The organism is Streptomyces sp. NPDC002680, assembly GCF_042889145.1.
Taxonomy (GTDB): domain Bacteria; phylum Actinomycetota; class Actinomycetes; order Streptomycetales; family Streptomycetaceae; genus Streptomyces; species Streptomyces adonidis.
The window spans coordinates 222,528-238,087 of the sequence record NZ_JBIAQP010000018.1; the positions used below are offsets into that span (position 1 = coordinate 222,528).

The following is a 15,560-nucleotide window of genomic DNA, read 5'->3' on the forward strand; positions in this document are numbered from 1 at the left end:
CTCCCATGACTGCCGGAGCCGAGTTGCTCACCCGTGTCCTCAGCGCCCTGCTCCGCGAGGACGTCGTCGGTCTGCGCACCCGGGGCACGCTCACCCACCGCCCGGACGGCATCTGGCTGCGCCTGCCGACGGACACCGACGACGCCCTGCTGCTGCCGCTCACCGAGGACGGCTTCCAGTGCGTGTACGCCGCCCGGCTGCCGCTGCTCGTACGCGAGTCGGACGGCGCCGAGCTGACCTCGTACGACGCCGTGCTCGCCGAACTCCGAGCGCTGGCCGACCCCGTGGACCGCGCCGGCTTCGACGCCTTCGCGGAGGAATGTCGGCAGACCCTGGCCACGCTTCGGCTGCACGACGCCACCCGGGAGGAGGTCACCGAGCGGCTGACGGACCGTCATGGCCCCGACCCCGCACGCTGGACGGGCCTGACGGCCTCCCTGGCGTACGACACCCTCGCGGCCCGGATCGACCATCCCGTGTATCCGACCGCGCGAGGCCGGTCAGGGCTGACGGAGGAGCAACTGCGGGCGTATGCGCCGGAGTTCCACCCCCGTTTCGCGCTGCGCTGGCTCGCCGTGCCCCAGGAGGCGGTGACGCTCGCGGGAGCGTTGCCGGAGGGTTGGCCGACGCCGGCCGTGCTCGGTATGGAGGAGCTGAGCGGCACGCATCTCGCCCTGCCCGTGCACCCGTTGACCGTCGGCGCCCCGCTCGACGAGGCGCTGCGGGTCACCGGCCTCGCGGGACGCACGCGGCTCGCCGACCACGGGTACCTCGAAGTGGTCCCGACGCTGTCGATGCGTACCGTCGCCGTGGCCGCCGATCCCACCCTGCACCTCAAACTCCCCCTGGCCACCGCCACGTTGGGACTGCGCAACCGGCGTTCCATCAAGCCGGGCACGCTCGTCGACGGCGCCGCCGGGCAGCGGCTGATCGAGCGGGTCGTCGAGCGCGAGCCGCGCTTCCGGGACACCGTTCTGCACGCCGACGAGACCACGTACGCGCACGCAGGACACGAACTCCTCGCCGTCCTGTGCCGCCGCTACCCGGCCGGCCTCGACGACACGGCCGTCGTCCCGCTGGCCGCATTGCTGGCCGAGGCGCCCGGCGGACGGCTGGTCGTCGACCAGCTCGCCGACCGCTTCCACGGCGGCGACCCGCTCGCCCTGCTGGACGCCTGCCTCACCCTCCTGTTCGACTGGCAGACCACGCTCTTCCGCCACGGCATCGCCCTGGAGTCGCATCAGCAGAACGTGTCGCTGGTCCTGGGGCCCGAACCCGGCCGGGTGCGACTGCTGTTCAAGGACAACGACGGGCCGCGCATCAACACCGACCGGCTCGCCGCCGTTCTGCCGGGGCCGTGGGGCTTCGACGACGAGCGGACCTACGGCACCGAGGACGGGCCGGTCGCCGATGTGTTCGCCACCATCACCGTCCATCTGTGCGCGGGCGCCTACGCGTTCGGGCTCGCCAGGCACGGCCGCGCGCCGCTGCCCACGCTGCTGGGGCTGGTCGGCGACCGGCTCTCCGAGGCCGTGGACCGGCTCGGCGGCACCCCGGCCGCCGTACTGCGCGGCCGGATCCTGGACGCGCCGCACCTGCCCGTGAAGGCGATGGTCAGCGCCGGAACCCTGCTCAGCAAGGAGCGTTCGGGCGCCGCCGACATCAACAAGTACTACACCACGGGCCCCAACTACCTTCTCCAGGCAAGGGATTCGGTATGAGCGCCGAGGCCGCCTGGCGCCTGCCAAGACCCTCGCCCCTCGGCCGCGGACATGTGCATGCGGTGGCCGCCTGCTACTTCGTCGCGTCCTTCGCGGCCCTGGGTCTTCCGCCGTATCTCACCGAGATCCTCCCGGAGTTGGGCGACCGTTCCGCGCGCTGGGCCGGGGTGCTGTATGTCGTCCCGACAGTGTTCGGCGCGCTCGGCGCACCCCTCTGGGGCAGGCTCGCTGACCGCTACGGTCGCAAACGGCTGCTGCTGCGGGCTCAGTTGGGTCTGGCCGTCGCCTTTGTGCTCGCCGGATGGGCGGATTCGCTGGCCACGTTCACGGTGGCGCTGATCCTCCAGGGCATCCTCGGCGGCACGTTCGCCGCGTCCAACGGCTACTTGGGGGCCGCGCTGGAGGGCCCGGCCCTGTCGAAGGCGCTCACGCTGATGCAGGGCAGCGCCCGAGCCGCCCTGGTCGTCGCGCCGATCGTCGTCGGCGCGCTGTCGGGCTGGCTGTCGCCGCACCGCCAGTACGCGCTGCTGGCCGTACTCCCGCTCACCGCCGCCCTGTTGCTCGCCGCGCTCCCCGAGCCGAGCGAGGAGCAGGCGCCCGAGTCCATACCCGAGACCACCGCGCCCTCCGCCGCGCCGGTGGTCTCCCTGCGCACCCTGTACGCCCTGGAGTTCGCGTTCGTGTTCTCCACCGTCATCTCCTTCCCCTATCTGATCTCCCTGGTCGAGGACCGGCTGCCGTGTACGTCGGCCACGTTGTCGGGCGTCCTCTTCGCCCTCCCCCACCTGGTCTATCTGGTGTCGGCGCTGGCGGTGCACTCCGTGGTCCGGGACCGGCCCCGGACCGGGATCGTCCTCGGATTCGCCTTCATCGCGCTCGGCCTCGCCGGACACGGCGTCGCGGGTTCGCTCACCACGCTGATCGCCGTACGGCTGGTCCTCGGAGTGGGGCTCACGCTCGGCCTGGTGTCCCTGTCCGTGCTGGCCGCCGACTGCGCCAAGGGCCGTGCGCCCGGCGGGATGTTCGGCGCGCTGGAGTTCTTCTCCAAGGCCGGCGCGGTCGCCGCCGGTCTCGCCGCGGCGGCGGGCAGCGCCCGTTTCGGCCCGGCCGCACCGGTGCTGACCGGCAGCGGTGCCGCCGCACTCACCGTCCTCGCCTCCCTCTTCCTCCCCAACCCCCGCTCGCACCGCGCCCGTTGGAGCCGCTGATGCCCTCACTGACCGACTCGCCCGCCACTACTGCAGCCGCCGAACTCTCTGCTGCCGCACTGTCTGCTGCCGGACCGCCCGTCGCCGAACTCCCCACCGCCGACGACGTGGTGACCCACACCCTCCTCAACTGCCTGCTGCGCGAGGTGTCGGGCCCGGAACGCCAGACCGTCGTCGACAACGGCCACCTCCTGCTCCGCCTCCCCCGCCGCGGAGTTCTCCTGCGGGTCAGCCTGCGCCGTACGTCCCTCCTGGGCGCCCACCGCTTCACCGGCCCGGTGAGCGAGCAGGCCGGCGACGGCTGGGCGTTGGTGGACTGGCGGCGGCTGGCCGAGTACACACGCGACGAGCTGTCCCTGCGGACCGGCGAGCGCAACGACGAGTTCCTGGAGCAGATCACCTCCAGCCACCAGGCCATCACGACCGCACTCGCCCACGAGCGCCCCGCCACACGGGCGGCCGACCACTCCCCCTCCCACCTCGCCGCCTATCTCGCCTCCGAGCAGTCCCTGCTCTTCGGCCACCGTTTCCACCCCACGCCCAAGGCCCGCACCGGCGACCCCCGCGCCTGGGCGGCGTACGCACCGGAGACCGGGGCCGTCTTCCCGCTCCGGCATCTCGCCGTACGCGCACACCTGATCGCCGAGGAGACCGCCGCCCCCTGGGCCGCCGCCGCACTGGACGGTCAGCGCACGGACGTTCCCGACGGCTACCGGCTGCTGCCGACGCACCCCTGGCAGTACGAGACCCTGCGCGAACACCCGCTGCTGCGGGCCGCGTTGGAGCGCGGTGACGTCCTGGACCTCGGCACGGGCGGGCGCCCCTTCGCCGCGACCGCCTCCGTGCGGACCCTGTACGACGGCGAGACGTTCCTCAAGTTCAGCCTGAACGTCAGGATCACCAACTGCCTGCGCAAGAACAGCAGTTACGAGCTGTCCGGTGCCGTCGCCCTCACCCGTGCCCTCGCCCCGGCCCTCGCCGAGCTGGCCGAGCGCTTCCCCGGCAGCGCGGTGCTCCGCGAGCCCGCCTACCGGACGCTGGCCCTGCCCGGCCCCGACGGTACGCCGGACCGCGATCTCTTCGAGGGCTTCGGCGTGATCGTCCGCGAAGGCCTGCCCCGACGCCTCACACCCGGGGCAACTCCCCTGCTGGCGGCGGCGGTTGCCGACGAGTACCCGACGAGCGCCGCGCACATCTCCCGGCTGCTCACCGACACGGACCGCGAGTCGGCCCTCACCTGGTGGTCGGCGTACCTCGAACTGCTCGTCCCACCCGTTCTGGCCGCCTACTTCGACCACGGGCTGGTCCTGGAACCGCACCTCCAGAACGTGCTGATCTGCGTGGGCGCCGACGGCAGCCCCGCCCAGGTCCTCTTCCGGGACCTGGAGGGCACCAAGCTGGTCCCCGAGCACCACACCGACACCCTGACCGCCGTACCGGCCGAGGTCGCGGGCCCGATGACGTACGACGCCGAGCGCGGCTGGGACCGGGTCGTGTACTGCCTGCTCGTCAACCACATCGCCGAACTCCTCGCCGCCCTGGCCGACTTGCACCCGGAGGCCGAGGCCGAGCTGTGGGGGCGGGTGCGTGACACGCTCCGGTCCTACGCCGACCGGTCGGGCTGCCCGCCACGGCTCGCCGCGTTGCTCGCCGGGGTGCCGCTGCCCGCGAAGGCCAACCTTCTCACCCGCTGGGAGCGCAAGGCGGACCGCGAAGCAGGATACGTACGGCTGCCGTCCCCGCTCGCCGAGGACATCCTGCGCGACACCACCCGGAGCACCCGATGACCCCCGCCGTGCGCGACCACGCGCTGTCCCTGCCCACCGCCGAACTACCCGCGTACGTCTACGACTTGACGGAGTTGCGCAGTCACGCGGCGATGATCAGGGCGGCGCTGCCCGAGCGGGTCGAGCTGTACTACGCGGCCAAGGCCAACCCCGAACCGGAGATCCTGGCCGCGCTCTCGCCGTACGTCGACGGCTACGAGGTCTCCTCGGGCGGCGAACTCGCCCATGTCGCCGACGCGGTGCCGGGCCGGCCGCTGGCGTTCGGCGGGCCGGGGAAAACGCCGGAGGAGGTACTGGCCGCGCTGAAACTGGGCGTGGACCGGTTCCACGTCGAGAGCGAGCATGAGCTGCGTATGCTCGCCGAGCTGACGCGGCAGGCAGGCCCCGACCGGCGGGTGGCGGTGCTGGTACGCGTCAACATCCCCGTATCGGACGGCTCGTTGGCGGGCAGCTCGCTGACGATGGGCGGGCGGCCGACCCCCTTCGGCCTGGACCCGGCCGGTGCGGTACGGATGCTCCGGGCGCTCACGGACGGGACGTACCCCCACCTCGAACTGCGCGGAATCCACGCCCACTTGGCGAGCGGGCTCGACGCCCGGGAGCAGTTGGCGGTGGCCGAGTCCGTGGTGACCTGGGCTGCGGGGCTCGGGGTGCGCGTCAGCGAGGTGAACGTCGGCGGTGGAATGGCCGTCGACTACACGGCCCCGGCCCGCCGTTTCGACTGGGCGGCGTTCGGCAGAGGCCTGGCCCGGCTGACCGAGGCGTACCCGGAACTGACCCTGCGTATCGAGCCGGGCCGGGCGCTGACCGCGTACTGCGGCTGGTATGCCACCGAGGTGCTGGATGTGAAGCGGAGCCACGGCGAGGAGTTCGCGGTGGTCCGGGGCGGCACCCACCATCTGCGCACCCCCGCGACGAAGGGCCACGACCAGCCCTGCACGGTACTGCCGGTGGACGCATGGCCGCACCCGTGGCCGCGCCCGGCGGCGGAGGATGCTCGGGTCACCCTGTCGGGCCAGCTGTGCACACCGAAGGACGTACTGGCCCGCCGGGTCCCGGCGGCGGGACTCCGGGCGGGCGACCGGGTGCTGTTCTCGCTGGCGGGCGCCTACGCGTGGAACATCTCCCACCACGACTTCCTGATGCACCCGAGACCCGGTTTCCACTTCCTGGGCACGGAGCCGCTGCCAACGAACCACCGGAGTTAGCACACATGAGCGAGGGCCGCCCGGTGAGGCCGGACGGCCCTCGATTCACGCCTGTCCCGCCTGCCCCGCCGGTCAGGCCTCGATGCCCGGCAGCAGCCCGGTCACAGGGGCGGCCATGTCGGTCACCTGGTGCAGCTGCTGGAGATCGTTCAGCCGGTTGAGCGAGCCGAGCTGAGTGGAGACCCGGGGCAGGTCGTCGTGGTACTGGGCGGGAATCTCGCTCACGGCGAGCGAGTCGAGCTGGGCGATCGGGTTCAGCTTGCCCGCGTTCTGGTCGGCGGCGGGGGCCGCGCTGGCCAGCGGGGCGGCGAGGCCGGTGACGCCGACGGCGAGACCAACGGCGGCGGCGATTCGTCGTGTTGAGATCATGCATTCAGCAACGGCCCGCGCCCCTCCCCGGACACGGCCACTCCGTCCCCCTCACTCGTCAGGCTCATCCTCTGTCTGCGCTTGCCGAGGCCACCCGGACGGAGGAGTCTCAGAAGGAGAGGCCCCTCGCGGCCCGCGCCCGACCGGGCCGCGCCCCCTCGGAGGAGGTCACCATGGGCACCGCGGCAAGCCAAGCCTTCGACACCGAAGCACTGCGCCGGGGCATCGAAGGACAGGACGCGACGGCCCTGCTGTCGCTCTACGCCGACGACGCCGAACTCCGCGTCGTCGACCACAACACCCAGCCCAGCCACCCGATGGTCATGCACGGACGCGACGAGATCAGTACCATGCTGAATGACGTCTACAGCAGGGACATGACCCACAAACTGGAACAGGTCGTCGTCCAGGGCGACCAGGTCGCCTACACCGAGTCCTGCCTGTACCCGGACGGCGTCCGAGTCCTGGCCGGCTCGATGCTGTCCCTGCGCGACGGCAAGATCGTCGACCAGACTGTGCTGCAGGCGTGGGACGAGGAGGGTTCCTGATCAGCGCATCCAGGCGCTGTAATCCATGACGTCGCCCGCCTTCAGACCCCACTCCGGCTCCGCATAGGTCGCGGTGAGCTCCAGGCCCAGGACGGTGCCATTGGTCGGGGCCAGGATCAGCATGCGGCGGGCGCCGTGGCCGTCGTACACGTATGCCTGGCCGGGGCGGCCCAGGCGGTCTGTCACCCGGCCTACGGGGCGTAGGCCCTCCGCGTCCGCCAGCAGGGCGGCGAGTGCCGCGGTCTCGTGGGCGCCGAGCGTCCAGTGGTCGAGCAGCACCCTTACCGCGTCCAGGAGTTCGGGGGTTGTGAGTGGTGTGGTCTGGTGCTGTGCCTCCTGGAGGTAGGCCTCCAGGCGCTTCGGGTCGTGCGGTGGTGTCGACTCGGGTGGGGCGTCGCTCCAGCTCGGCCCGAAGGTCTGGTCGCTGATGACGTGCCCGTCCTCGACCAGGCCGGGTTCGCCGTCGCCGTCGCTGAGTACCGGTCGGCCGGGATGCCGGGGATCGGTCGCCACCACCAGCTCCGTGTGGCTCGCGTCGGCCCGCCAGCGCACGATGCGCTCGACGGGGAGCGTGATCGGCGGTTTGTCCTCCGACATGCCCATGCTCCACGTCTGTACGTGGGTGCCCCTCCGGAGTTCCGGGGAGCCGTCCGCTGCCGCCGCGTCGGCGATCGAGGCCATCCTGGCCAGGGGTACGGGGGTGGAGCCCGCGTGCACCAGCAGCGGGCGCGGTGCCGCCACTGCCGGGGCCGTGTTCGGGCCCGCGAGGAGCAGGGCCAGCGCGGTCACCGCGACGACGGCGACGGTCGCGAGGCTCCACGTCCAGCGGGTGCGGCGACGGCCGAACAGGGTTCTGGTGTGGAGGAGCTGGTTGAGGCGGCGTTCCGCGTCGTGGTTCAGGGGGCCGTCGCCGAAGTGGGGGTCGTTCGCCGGTACCGGGTCGGCGGCGCGCAGCAGGTCGAGTTCGTCAGGCATGGCCGTGTTCCTTCGGGGAGTTCACATCGGCGGCGAGCGCGGGGCGTATCCGGTCGATCTCGGTTCTCAGCCGGCGCCGGGCCCGGTGCAGCCGCATCGCCGCCGCGCGCGTACCGCACCCCAGGGCCACGGCGACCTCGTCGACGGCGAGTTCCTCCCAGGCCGTCAGGCGCAGTATCTCCTGGTCGGCCGGGGTGAGCCGGCCGAGTGCCTCGTGCACCCAGGCGCCCGGCGACTCGGCGTCGGGGCTCGCCACGACCTGTCTGCCGTGCGCCGTCTCGTCGTTGCCCACCCGGTCGACGAGCCGTCGGCGCCGGCCCTGGCCGCGTACCGCGTTGGCCAGGCAGTTGCGTGCCACGCCGTACAGCCAGGGCAGCGGGGACGCGGGCAGGTCGGTACGGCGTCGCCAGGCGACGGTGAAGACGTCCGCCACCACTTCCTCCACCTCGCTCGTACGGCCGTCCAGTCGCCGAGCGACATAGCGGCTGACCGCCCAGTAGTGCTCGCGATAGGCAGCGGCGAAGGTCTCGTCGTTGCTCATGTTCCGTTGGTGTCCGGCAGCCTGCGGATCGTCACACCCGTTTCCGTGATTCTTGTCGCGTCGTCCGAGTGTGACGCCGGGACCGGGCGCGGACACAGGCGGGGCGTGAAGACCATCGAGCTCCCACCCCGCACCACCACCGGTCGCAGAGCCGTCAAGTGGCTCACCACCACGGACCACAAGACGATCGGCACGCTGTATCTGGTGACGTCGTTCGCGTTCTTCTGCATCGGTGGCGTGATGGCGCTGTTCATGCGCGCCGAGCTGGCCCGGCCGGGTCTGCAGATCATGTCGAACGAGCAGTTCAACCAGGCGTTCACGATGCACGGCACGATCATGCTGCTGATGTTCGCGACACCGCTGTTCGCCGGTTTCACCAACTGGATCATGCCGCTGCAGATCGGCGCCCCCGACGTCGCCTTCCCGCGGCTGAACATGTTCGCCTACTGGCTCTACCTGTTCGGCTCCCTCATCGCCGTCGGCGGCTTCCTCACCCCCTCCGGTGCGGCCGACTTCGGCTGGTTCGCCTACTCCCCGCTCTCCGACGCCGTCCGCTCCCCGGGCATCGGCGCCGACCTGTGGATCATGGGCCTGGCCTTCTCCGGCTTCGGCACCATCCTCGGCGCGGTCAACTTCATCACCACCATCATCTGCATGCGCGCCCCCGGCATGACCATGTTCCGCATGCCGATCTTCGTATGGAACGTGCTGCTGACCGCGGTCCTGGTCCTGCTCGCCTTCCCCGTGCTCGCCGCCGCGCTCTTCGCGCTGGAGGCGGATCGGAAATTCGGCGCACACGTCTTCGATGCCGCCAACGGTGGCGCCTTGCTGTGGCAACACCTGTTCTGGTTCTTCGGGCATCCAGAGGTGTACATCATCGCCCTGCCGTTCTTCGGCATCATCAGCGAGGTCATCCCGGTCTTCTCCCGCAAGCCGATGTTCGGCTACATGGGCCTGATCGGCGCCACCATCGCCATCGCCGGCCTGTCCGTGACCGTGTGGGCCCACCACATGTACGTCACCGGCGGCGTCCTCCTCCCGTTCTTCTCCTTCATGACGTTCCTCATCGCCGTCCCAACCGGCGTGAAGTTCTTCAACTGGATCGGAACCATGTGGAAGGGCAGCCTGTCCTTCGAGACACCAATGCTCTGGGCCACCGGCTTCCTCATCACCTTCACCTTCGGCGGACTCACCGGCGTGATGCTGGCTTCACCTCCCATCGATTTCCACGTGTCCGACACGTATTTCGTCGTCGCCCACTTCCATTACGTCGTGTTCGGCACCGTGGTGTTCGCGATGTTCTCCGGCTTCCACTTCTGGTGGCCGAAGTTCACCGGCAAGATGCTCGACGAACGCCTCGGCAAGATCACCTTCTGGACCCTGTTCATCGGCTTCCACGGCACCTTCCTCGTCCAGCACTGGCTCGGGCCGAACGGCATGGTCCGCCGCATCCCCGACTACCTCGCGGTCGAGGGCCTCACCGCGCTGAACACGATCTCGACGATCAGTTCGTTCCTGCTCGGGCTGTCCGTGCTCCCGTTCTTCTACAACGTCTGGAAGACCGCGAAGTACGGCAAGAAGGTCGAGGTCGACGACCCGTGGGGCTACGGCCGCTCGCTGGAGTGGGCCACCTCCTGCCCGCCCCCGCGCCACAACTTCCTCACCCTGCCCCGTATTCGCAGCGAATCCCCAGCCTTCGACCTCCACCACTCCACCTTTCCTGTCGAGGAACGGGAGTTGACGGCGAAGTGACCGCCATGGACGACCACGCCGTGCGCGCCGCAGCGATGATCAACGACATCCAGGGCCATCTGCTCGTGGCGGCGACCCTCGACGAGGCACGAGGGGCCGCCGCACGCCTCACCGGTCGGCTGCCCTGGCTGACGGACAGTCAGCAGACCGAGCTTGAGCGGCTGTTCGAGGAGGAGTACGTGTCCCTGGCGCGCACCTCCTGGCAGCGCACAGCCCAGCGCGCTGGGGAGCTGCGGGCCGAGTACCTACAGGCCTACCGCGTACTGCGCCGACGGCTTGTGGTGATCTGCCTGCTCGCGCTCGCCGGAGGCCTGCCGGCCGTCACAGCGGCCTGGGCCGACCGGTGTTGAAGCCGCGGTTGCCTCCGGCGCCGGAGGCAACCAGGCGACCGGAGTGACCTCGTTGTCAAGGAGTCGTGGACTGAACGGCAATGACTCCAGGGCATGTCGCGAAGATCCTTGAGTCACGTCGTCCCACAGCGACATCGGGGCGCCACGAACCGACAGATGTAGAGACAGAGAGACAAAGGGGAGTCTTCGTGAATCGCATCATGTCCAGGCTGGGCATTCTCGCCGCAGCCGCCGTATGCAGTGTCCCGCTCCTGGCCGGGGTGGCTCCCGCCGCGTCGAACGACGGCGTCTGCGAGTCCACGAACTCCGAGTTCTGCGTCTTCCGGCAGGCCAACTTCGACTGGGCTGCCGACTTCAAGGCCTCGGACACGCACTACGAGAACAACTACTACCCGCTCCACCCCAGTTACTCGGTGGACAACAGCGTGAGTTCGATCGCCAACTACTACCCGTGTCCCGTGGTCGTCTACGAGAACCCGGCGCAGAGCGGGGACACCCTGGTCATCGACACCGGCTACGGGTACTCCAATCTCACCAACGTCACGGGTGACCAGTACGGAGTCAACATGAACAACGAGATCGGCGGCCACTCCATCGCCTGCTAGCAGTTCGGTTCGACGAGTCCCGGCCCACGAGGACGGGCCGGGACTCCCGACTTCCGCATTCTCCCTATTCGGTTCTCCTCATTCGGTTCTCCCTATTCGGCGAGTGGGACATGAAGCACTGGAAAAGGAAGACAGCGTTGACGGCAGCGGCGCTGATCGTACTGAGCGGCGGCGGCTACTACGCATTGTCCGAGGCCGACGAATCCACCGCGGCGGAGACGGCGACGGCGGTCGACCTGAACCTGCCGCTGAGCGCCTACCGACTCGGCCTGCGCGATCAGTCCGACGCCAGGCGTGCCGAGGGCCTCCTGGTGGACGCCTGTATGAAGAAGGCCGGATTCAGCTGGTACGCACCCGTGACGCCGCTCCCTCCCGACCCCCTGCGCCGCCGCTACGGCGTCATCGACTCCCCGGTCGCCGAGCGCTACGGCTACCATCCCCCACCCGATGGATTCTCCGCGGACATCGCGCGCCGACGCCTTGAGATCCTCAAGGGCGCCAAGGCCAACGCGGCCTACTACGGCCCTGAGAAGGCCCGGCAGCAGGGGTGTGCGGTGAGTTCGGGACAGGAACTCGCCCGCGGCGCCGGGAACCTCACGAACACACTGGCCGACCGCCTTTCCTGGCAGTCGCTGGAAGTCTCCGAGAAACACCCCGCCGTCGTTTCCGCTTTCCGGGCGTGGAAGAAGTGCATGCACACGCGGGGTTACGACTATGCGACGCCGGACGACGCCATGCTGGACAAGGCCTGGAAGCTGGAAAGCTCCTCCGCCGCCGGCCCGAAGGAGCGCGCGGTGGCCGCCGCCGATGTCGAGTGCAAGGACGAGGTCGACCTGGTGAGGATCCGGGTGGCGGCCGAAACGGAGATCCAGCGGGACGTGATCGCCGCGAACGCCTCCGAGCTGAAGTCGCTGGCCAAGAGGCTCGACGTCTACCGGAAGAACGTACGGAGTGTGCTGGACCGCTTGGACTCCCCTTCCGGGAAGTAGCGCACCCGACCGGAGAGGTCAGCGGGCCGGACGACGGTGATGGCTGGGCGGGTGCCCATAGGCGGCCCGGAAGACCCTGGTGAAGGCGGAGGCGTGCGTGAAACCCCAGCGGCTCGCGATGCGGTGGACCGGCACGTCCCGCAGGGCCGGGTCGGCCAGGTCACGGCGTGCGCGTTCCAGACGCTGGCGGCGTAAGTAGGAGGCGACCGTGTCGTCCTCGTCCCGGAAGAGGCGGTGCAGATAACTGGGCGAGATGTGGTGGGCGGCGGCGATGACGGCCGGGGTCAGGCCCGGGTCGTGCAGACGCTGTCGGACGAAGGCCCGGATGCTGAGGACCAGAGTCCGTCTTCGGGTCTCGGGCGGGAGTACGCCCTCCACGTCGAGCTCGTGGGTGAGCAGCGCGGACACCAGGCCGACGACGACTGTCCCGAGCCGGGGACCGTCGGAGGGCCGGAAGCTGTCGGCATCCGCTGTCAACCGGGTCAGTAACTCGGCCAGCAGCGCACCGATCCCCTCACGTCCGGACAGCCGTCTGCCGACGAGCTGCCCGAAGTCGGCCCGGGACAGCGGGAGCAGGTACTGGGGAACCTCGACACCGATCGCCGTGATCAAGGTGGCGTCGGCGCGAGCCTCGCACGGTTGTGACGAGTCGTCGAGCAGGAATTCGAGGGACCCGATGATGGCCTGTCGGTCGCCCCGGGTCCCGTCCTCCGTCCCTCGCACCACCAGGCCTATGCGGAACGTCTCAGGATCGGACCGCTTGATCGGTCCGGGCGTGCGACGGACGACCGTCGGCCGGAACGCCGTCGGCCACACCGCCACGTCGCCCAGTTCCATCCGGTCGCGCCACCAGTCGAACCGGTCCTCCGCGGGCACGTCCTCCGTCGAGAACACCGTCTCCGCCAGCATGGTCCCCCAACCACCCGTCGCCCTCGTCGGCCACCCGAGCACCTGGATCCCCAGGCATCACGGGCGACCGGGACATGCCAGCACAGCGCGGCGCTTCCACAAGCGGATCAGAAGGGAAGTCCCGGGGAACTCTCAGGAAATATCTCGCTCGCGACACTCGCGCATGGCTGCCGTGGCTCCCCGGCCGGTTCCGTTGCGGAGGCTGACGACGGACGCGCCGGCCTCGGCGCTGGTACGGGCGACCACCGACGCCGCGTACGGCGAACGGGCGCGCGCTCTCGCCGCCGGGATCGGCGCGGAGGACGGCGTGGGTCCCGTACTGGAGTCGGTGAACCGGCCGACCCGCCGAACAGCGCGACGACCGCGCGACCACACCCCGGCGGAGGAACCCGGAAGGACGTCAGGAACCCCGAGTGCTCTCGGTGTTCTCGGGCCCCGGAGGCACCCAGCCCGCCGGGCGCAGGATGCCCAGCAGCATGCGCACCAGTTCGTCGACCACCTCGTCCAGCGTGGCGTCCACCCACCCGGCGCTCCAGTCGTGCAGCAGGCCGTTGACGCTGCCGATGAACGCCGTGGCGGCCAGTTGGTAGTCGCGCGGCGCCGCCTCTCCCTCGGCGACGGCGGCCTCCGCCTCCGTACAGATGAGGTTCACCCACCGGGAGCGGCGGGCCAGGCGCTGTTCCTCCAGCCGGGCGCTGACGCCGACGATCTCGACGAAGGTCATCCGGATGCGGCGCGGGTCGGCGGTGACGTTGGCGGCGTAGGCGCGGAAGATCGCGGCGGCGCGTTCGGCGAGGGGCAGTCCCTCGGCGGCGGCCAGCGCGACGAGCGCCGCTTCCTCGGCCCAGTCGTTGACCTGGAGGTGGAGGGCGGCCAGGACGTCCTCCAGGGTGCGGAACTCCTCGTAGAACTGGCGGGTCGACAGACCGGCCGCCTCGCTGAGCGCGGCGACGGTGGTCGAGCGGTAGCCCGGGGTGTCGCCGAACAGCTGGAGTGCGGCGTCCAGGAAACGTCGACGCCGTGCGGCCTGCCGTTCCTCGGCCGTCTTGCCCGCGTAACGGCCGGTCGGCGCCCTCAGCCTGCCCGCCAATGAGCCCTCCTTCGTCGGTCCGAGGGCAAGTTTGTCGTGTACGCACTCTTGTGGAGAAGGGCACCCCCTCCTTACTTTCCAGTAAGTCCAATCTGAACGTGACCGTATTCAGATTGCCCACCACGCATGTCATGCACCCGCCACAGCCCATCGCCCACTCCCGGAGGGGAGAGCACGCATGCCCGCTTCCAGATCCAGGCATCTCTGTTCCATGGCCGCGGCCCTCGTCCTGACCATCACCGCCCCCGCGAGCGCCGCCGTCGCGGCGACCGACGCCGAGGACGCCACCGCCGCCGCGAGCCTGCGCGAGGTGATGTTCGTCGGCAACAACTGGGAAGGCACCGCGGACGTCATCAAGTCCAGCGGCGACTTCGCCAAGATCGGCCGGATCAACGTCGTACCGGACAAGGAGGCACGGCTGGCCGCGATCAACGCGGACCCGATCAAGTGGATCTACTTCATGGCCATCCGCAACGGCGTCGGCGAGGGCCACGACCAACTGGTCGACGACATGTACTCCACCCCGGACGGCAAGTCGATGGTGGTGTCCCGGCCGAGCTTCGCCGACGTCGTGTCGATCAACCTGGCCACCGGGGCGATCAACTGGCGCTTCCCCGTGTCGGGTTACCGCTCCGACCACATGGCGGTCTCCCCCGACGGGACCCGGGTCGCGGTCTCCGCCTCGATCTCCAACACCGTGCATGTGCTCAACATCAACACCGGTGCGCAGATCGGTTCGTTCAAGACCGGCGACAAGCCGCACGAGAACATCTTCACCAAGGACGGCAAGTACATCTGGAACATGTCCATCGGGGACGTCAACACCTCGCAGGACGCCCCCTGGCAGGACTTCACGAAGGGCGACCGCAAGATCACGGTCGTCGACGCGGCCACCTTCCAGCAGGTGAAGGTGATCGACATGCGGGACCGGCTCAACGCCATCGGCCTCACGGACTACTCGGACGCGGTCCGCCCGGCCGCCTTCTCACCCGACGAGACGAAGCTGTACTTCCAGGTCTCGTTCTTCAACGGCTTCTTCGAGTACGACATCGCCACGGACAGAATCACCCGGACGAAGACCCTGCCGAAGAACCCGGCGACCAGCGACGACCGCACCACCTTCGTCAACGACTCGCGCCACCACGGCATCTCGATGAAGCCGGACGGCACCAAGCTGTGCGTCGCGGGCACGATGGACGACTACGCGACGGTCGTCGACCGTACGACCCTCCAGGAGGGCCCGCTCGTCACCGCCTCGAAGCCCTACTGGGCCACGGTGAGCGGTGACGGCAAGTCCTGCGTGATCTCCGAGAGCGGCGCCGACCAGATCACGGCCATCGACTTCACCACCGGCCAGAAGACGGTCTCCGTCCCGGTCGGCGACCACCCCCAGCGAGTCCGCCTCGCCCATGTCGAGGCGGACTGGACGGCCCCGGCGACCAACTGAATCATCCGGTTCTGCTCAAACCACGCGGACACCCGCGCCCCTGTTTTCAGGGGCGCGGGGC

15 protein-coding genes are annotated in these 15,560 nt (G+C 69.9%); 10 read left to right on the forward strand and 5 right to left on the reverse strand.

Annotated elements, in window-relative coordinates:
* Positions 1-5: 5 nt before the first annotated feature.
* Genes ACFYXF_RS38680 through ACFYXF_RS38695 form a run of 4 tightly spaced genes read left to right on the forward strand, consistent with a single transcriptional unit; the run spans position 6 to position 5,924 of the window.
* Complete coding sequence (locus ACFYXF_RS38680; protein ID WP_389356707.1) at positions 6-1,721, forward strand: IucA/IucC family protein; 1,716 nt, start codon at positions 6-8, stop codon at positions 1,719-1,721.
* A complete protein-coding gene (locus ACFYXF_RS38685) occupies positions 1,718-2,929 on the forward strand; it encodes an MFS transporter (protein ID WP_389356660.1) in 1,212 nt (403 codons plus the stop codon). The genes ACFYXF_RS38680 and ACFYXF_RS38685 overlap by 4 nt, the downstream gene beginning before the upstream one ends.
* Positions 2,929-4,716: an IucA/IucC family protein gene (locus ACFYXF_RS38690; RefSeq protein WP_389356661.1), complete on the forward strand. Its 1,788-nt coding sequence runs from the start codon at positions 2,929-2,931 to the stop codon at positions 4,714-4,716. Before ACFYXF_RS38685 ends, ACFYXF_RS38690 begins: the two co-directional genes overlap by 1 nt.
* The gene (locus tag ACFYXF_RS38695) at positions 4,713-5,924 is read left to right on the forward strand and encodes a type III PLP-dependent enzyme (protein WP_389356662.1); all 1,212 of its coding nucleotides are present in this window, start codon (positions 4,713-4,715) and stop codon (positions 5,922-5,924) included. The genes ACFYXF_RS38690 and ACFYXF_RS38695 overlap by 4 nt, the downstream gene beginning before the upstream one ends.
* Positions 5,925-5,996: 72 nt before the next feature.
* Here ACFYXF_RS38695 and ACFYXF_RS38700 read toward each other — a convergent pair whose 3' ends face one another.
* Positions 5,997-6,293 carry a hypothetical protein gene (locus tag ACFYXF_RS38700; RefSeq protein ID WP_389356663.1) on the reverse strand — a complete coding sequence of 99 codons (297 nt, stop codon included), beginning with the start codon at positions 6,291-6,293 and terminating at the stop codon, positions 5,997-5,999.
* A gap of 173 nt (positions 6,294-6,466) precedes the next feature.
* On the opposite strand from ACFYXF_RS38700, the gene ACFYXF_RS38705 reads away from it, so the two are divergent.
* Complete coding sequence (locus ACFYXF_RS38705; protein WP_389356664.1) at positions 6,467-6,841, forward strand: nuclear transport factor 2 family protein; 375 nt, start codon at positions 6,467-6,469, stop codon at positions 6,839-6,841.
* Here ACFYXF_RS38705 and ACFYXF_RS38710 read toward each other — a convergent pair whose 3' ends face one another.
* Positions 6,842-7,816, reverse strand: coding sequence for a CU044_5270 family protein (locus tag ACFYXF_RS38710; protein WP_389356665.1), 975 nt, complete (start codon positions 7,814-7,816; stop codon positions 6,842-6,844).
* The gene (locus ACFYXF_RS38715; RefSeq protein WP_389356666.1) at positions 7,809-8,357 is read right to left on the reverse strand and encodes an RNA polymerase sigma factor; all 549 of its coding nucleotides are present in this window, start codon (positions 8,355-8,357) and stop codon (positions 7,809-7,811) included. The genes ACFYXF_RS38710 and ACFYXF_RS38715 overlap by 8 nt, the downstream gene beginning before the upstream one ends.
* Positions 8,358-8,462: 105 nt before the next feature.
* Here ACFYXF_RS38715 and ctaD point away from each other — a divergent pair, with 105 nt between their 5' ends.
* The 4 genes from ctaD to ACFYXF_RS38735 all read left to right on the forward strand — a co-directional run bounded on the left by ctaD (position 8,463) and on the right by ACFYXF_RS38735 (position 12,053).
* Positions 8,463-10,109 carry a cytochrome c oxidase subunit I gene (ctaD, locus tag ACFYXF_RS38720; RefSeq protein WP_389356667.1) on the forward strand — a complete coding sequence of 549 codons (1,647 nt, stop codon included), beginning with the start codon at positions 8,463-8,465 and terminating at the stop codon, positions 10,107-10,109.
* Between the two features lie 5 nt (positions 10,110-10,114).
* Complete coding sequence (locus tag ACFYXF_RS38725; protein WP_389356708.1) at positions 10,115-10,459, forward strand: hypothetical protein; 345 nt, start codon at positions 10,115-10,117, stop codon at positions 10,457-10,459.
* A 188-nt stretch (positions 10,460-10,647) separates the two neighbouring features.
* On the forward strand, positions 10,648-11,064 hold the full coding sequence (locus tag ACFYXF_RS38730; protein ID WP_389356668.1) for a hypothetical protein: 417 nt from the start codon (positions 10,648-10,650) through the stop codon (positions 11,062-11,064).
* Between the two features lie 137 nt (positions 11,065-11,201).
* Positions 11,202-12,053: a hypothetical protein gene (locus ACFYXF_RS38735; protein ID WP_389356669.1), complete on the forward strand. Its 852-nt coding sequence runs from the start codon at positions 11,202-11,204 to the stop codon at positions 12,051-12,053.
* An 18-nt stretch (positions 12,054-12,071) separates the two neighbouring features.
* Here the strand turns inward: ACFYXF_RS38735 and ACFYXF_RS38740 are convergent, their stop codons facing one another.
* Together ACFYXF_RS38740 and ACFYXF_RS38745 are read right to left on the reverse strand one after the other, a co-directional pair.
* Positions 12,072-12,962, reverse strand: coding sequence for a helix-turn-helix domain-containing protein (locus tag ACFYXF_RS38740; RefSeq protein ID WP_389356670.1), 891 nt, complete (start codon positions 12,960-12,962; stop codon positions 12,072-12,074).
* A 400-nt stretch (positions 12,963-13,362) separates the two neighbouring features.
* Positions 13,363-14,052 (reverse strand): TetR/AcrR family transcriptional regulator, encoded by a 690-nt coding sequence (locus ACFYXF_RS38745; RefSeq protein WP_389356671.1) that lies wholly within the window; start codon positions 14,050-14,052, stop codon positions 13,363-13,365.
* A gap of 178 nt (positions 14,053-14,230) precedes the next feature.
* Here ACFYXF_RS38745 and ACFYXF_RS38750 point away from each other — a divergent pair, with 178 nt between their 5' ends.
* The gene (locus tag ACFYXF_RS38750) at positions 14,231-15,499 is read left to right on the forward strand and encodes a YncE family protein (protein ID WP_389356672.1); all 1,269 of its coding nucleotides are present in this window, start codon (positions 14,231-14,233) and stop codon (positions 15,497-15,499) included.
* Positions 15,500-15,560 lie beyond the last annotated feature (61 nt).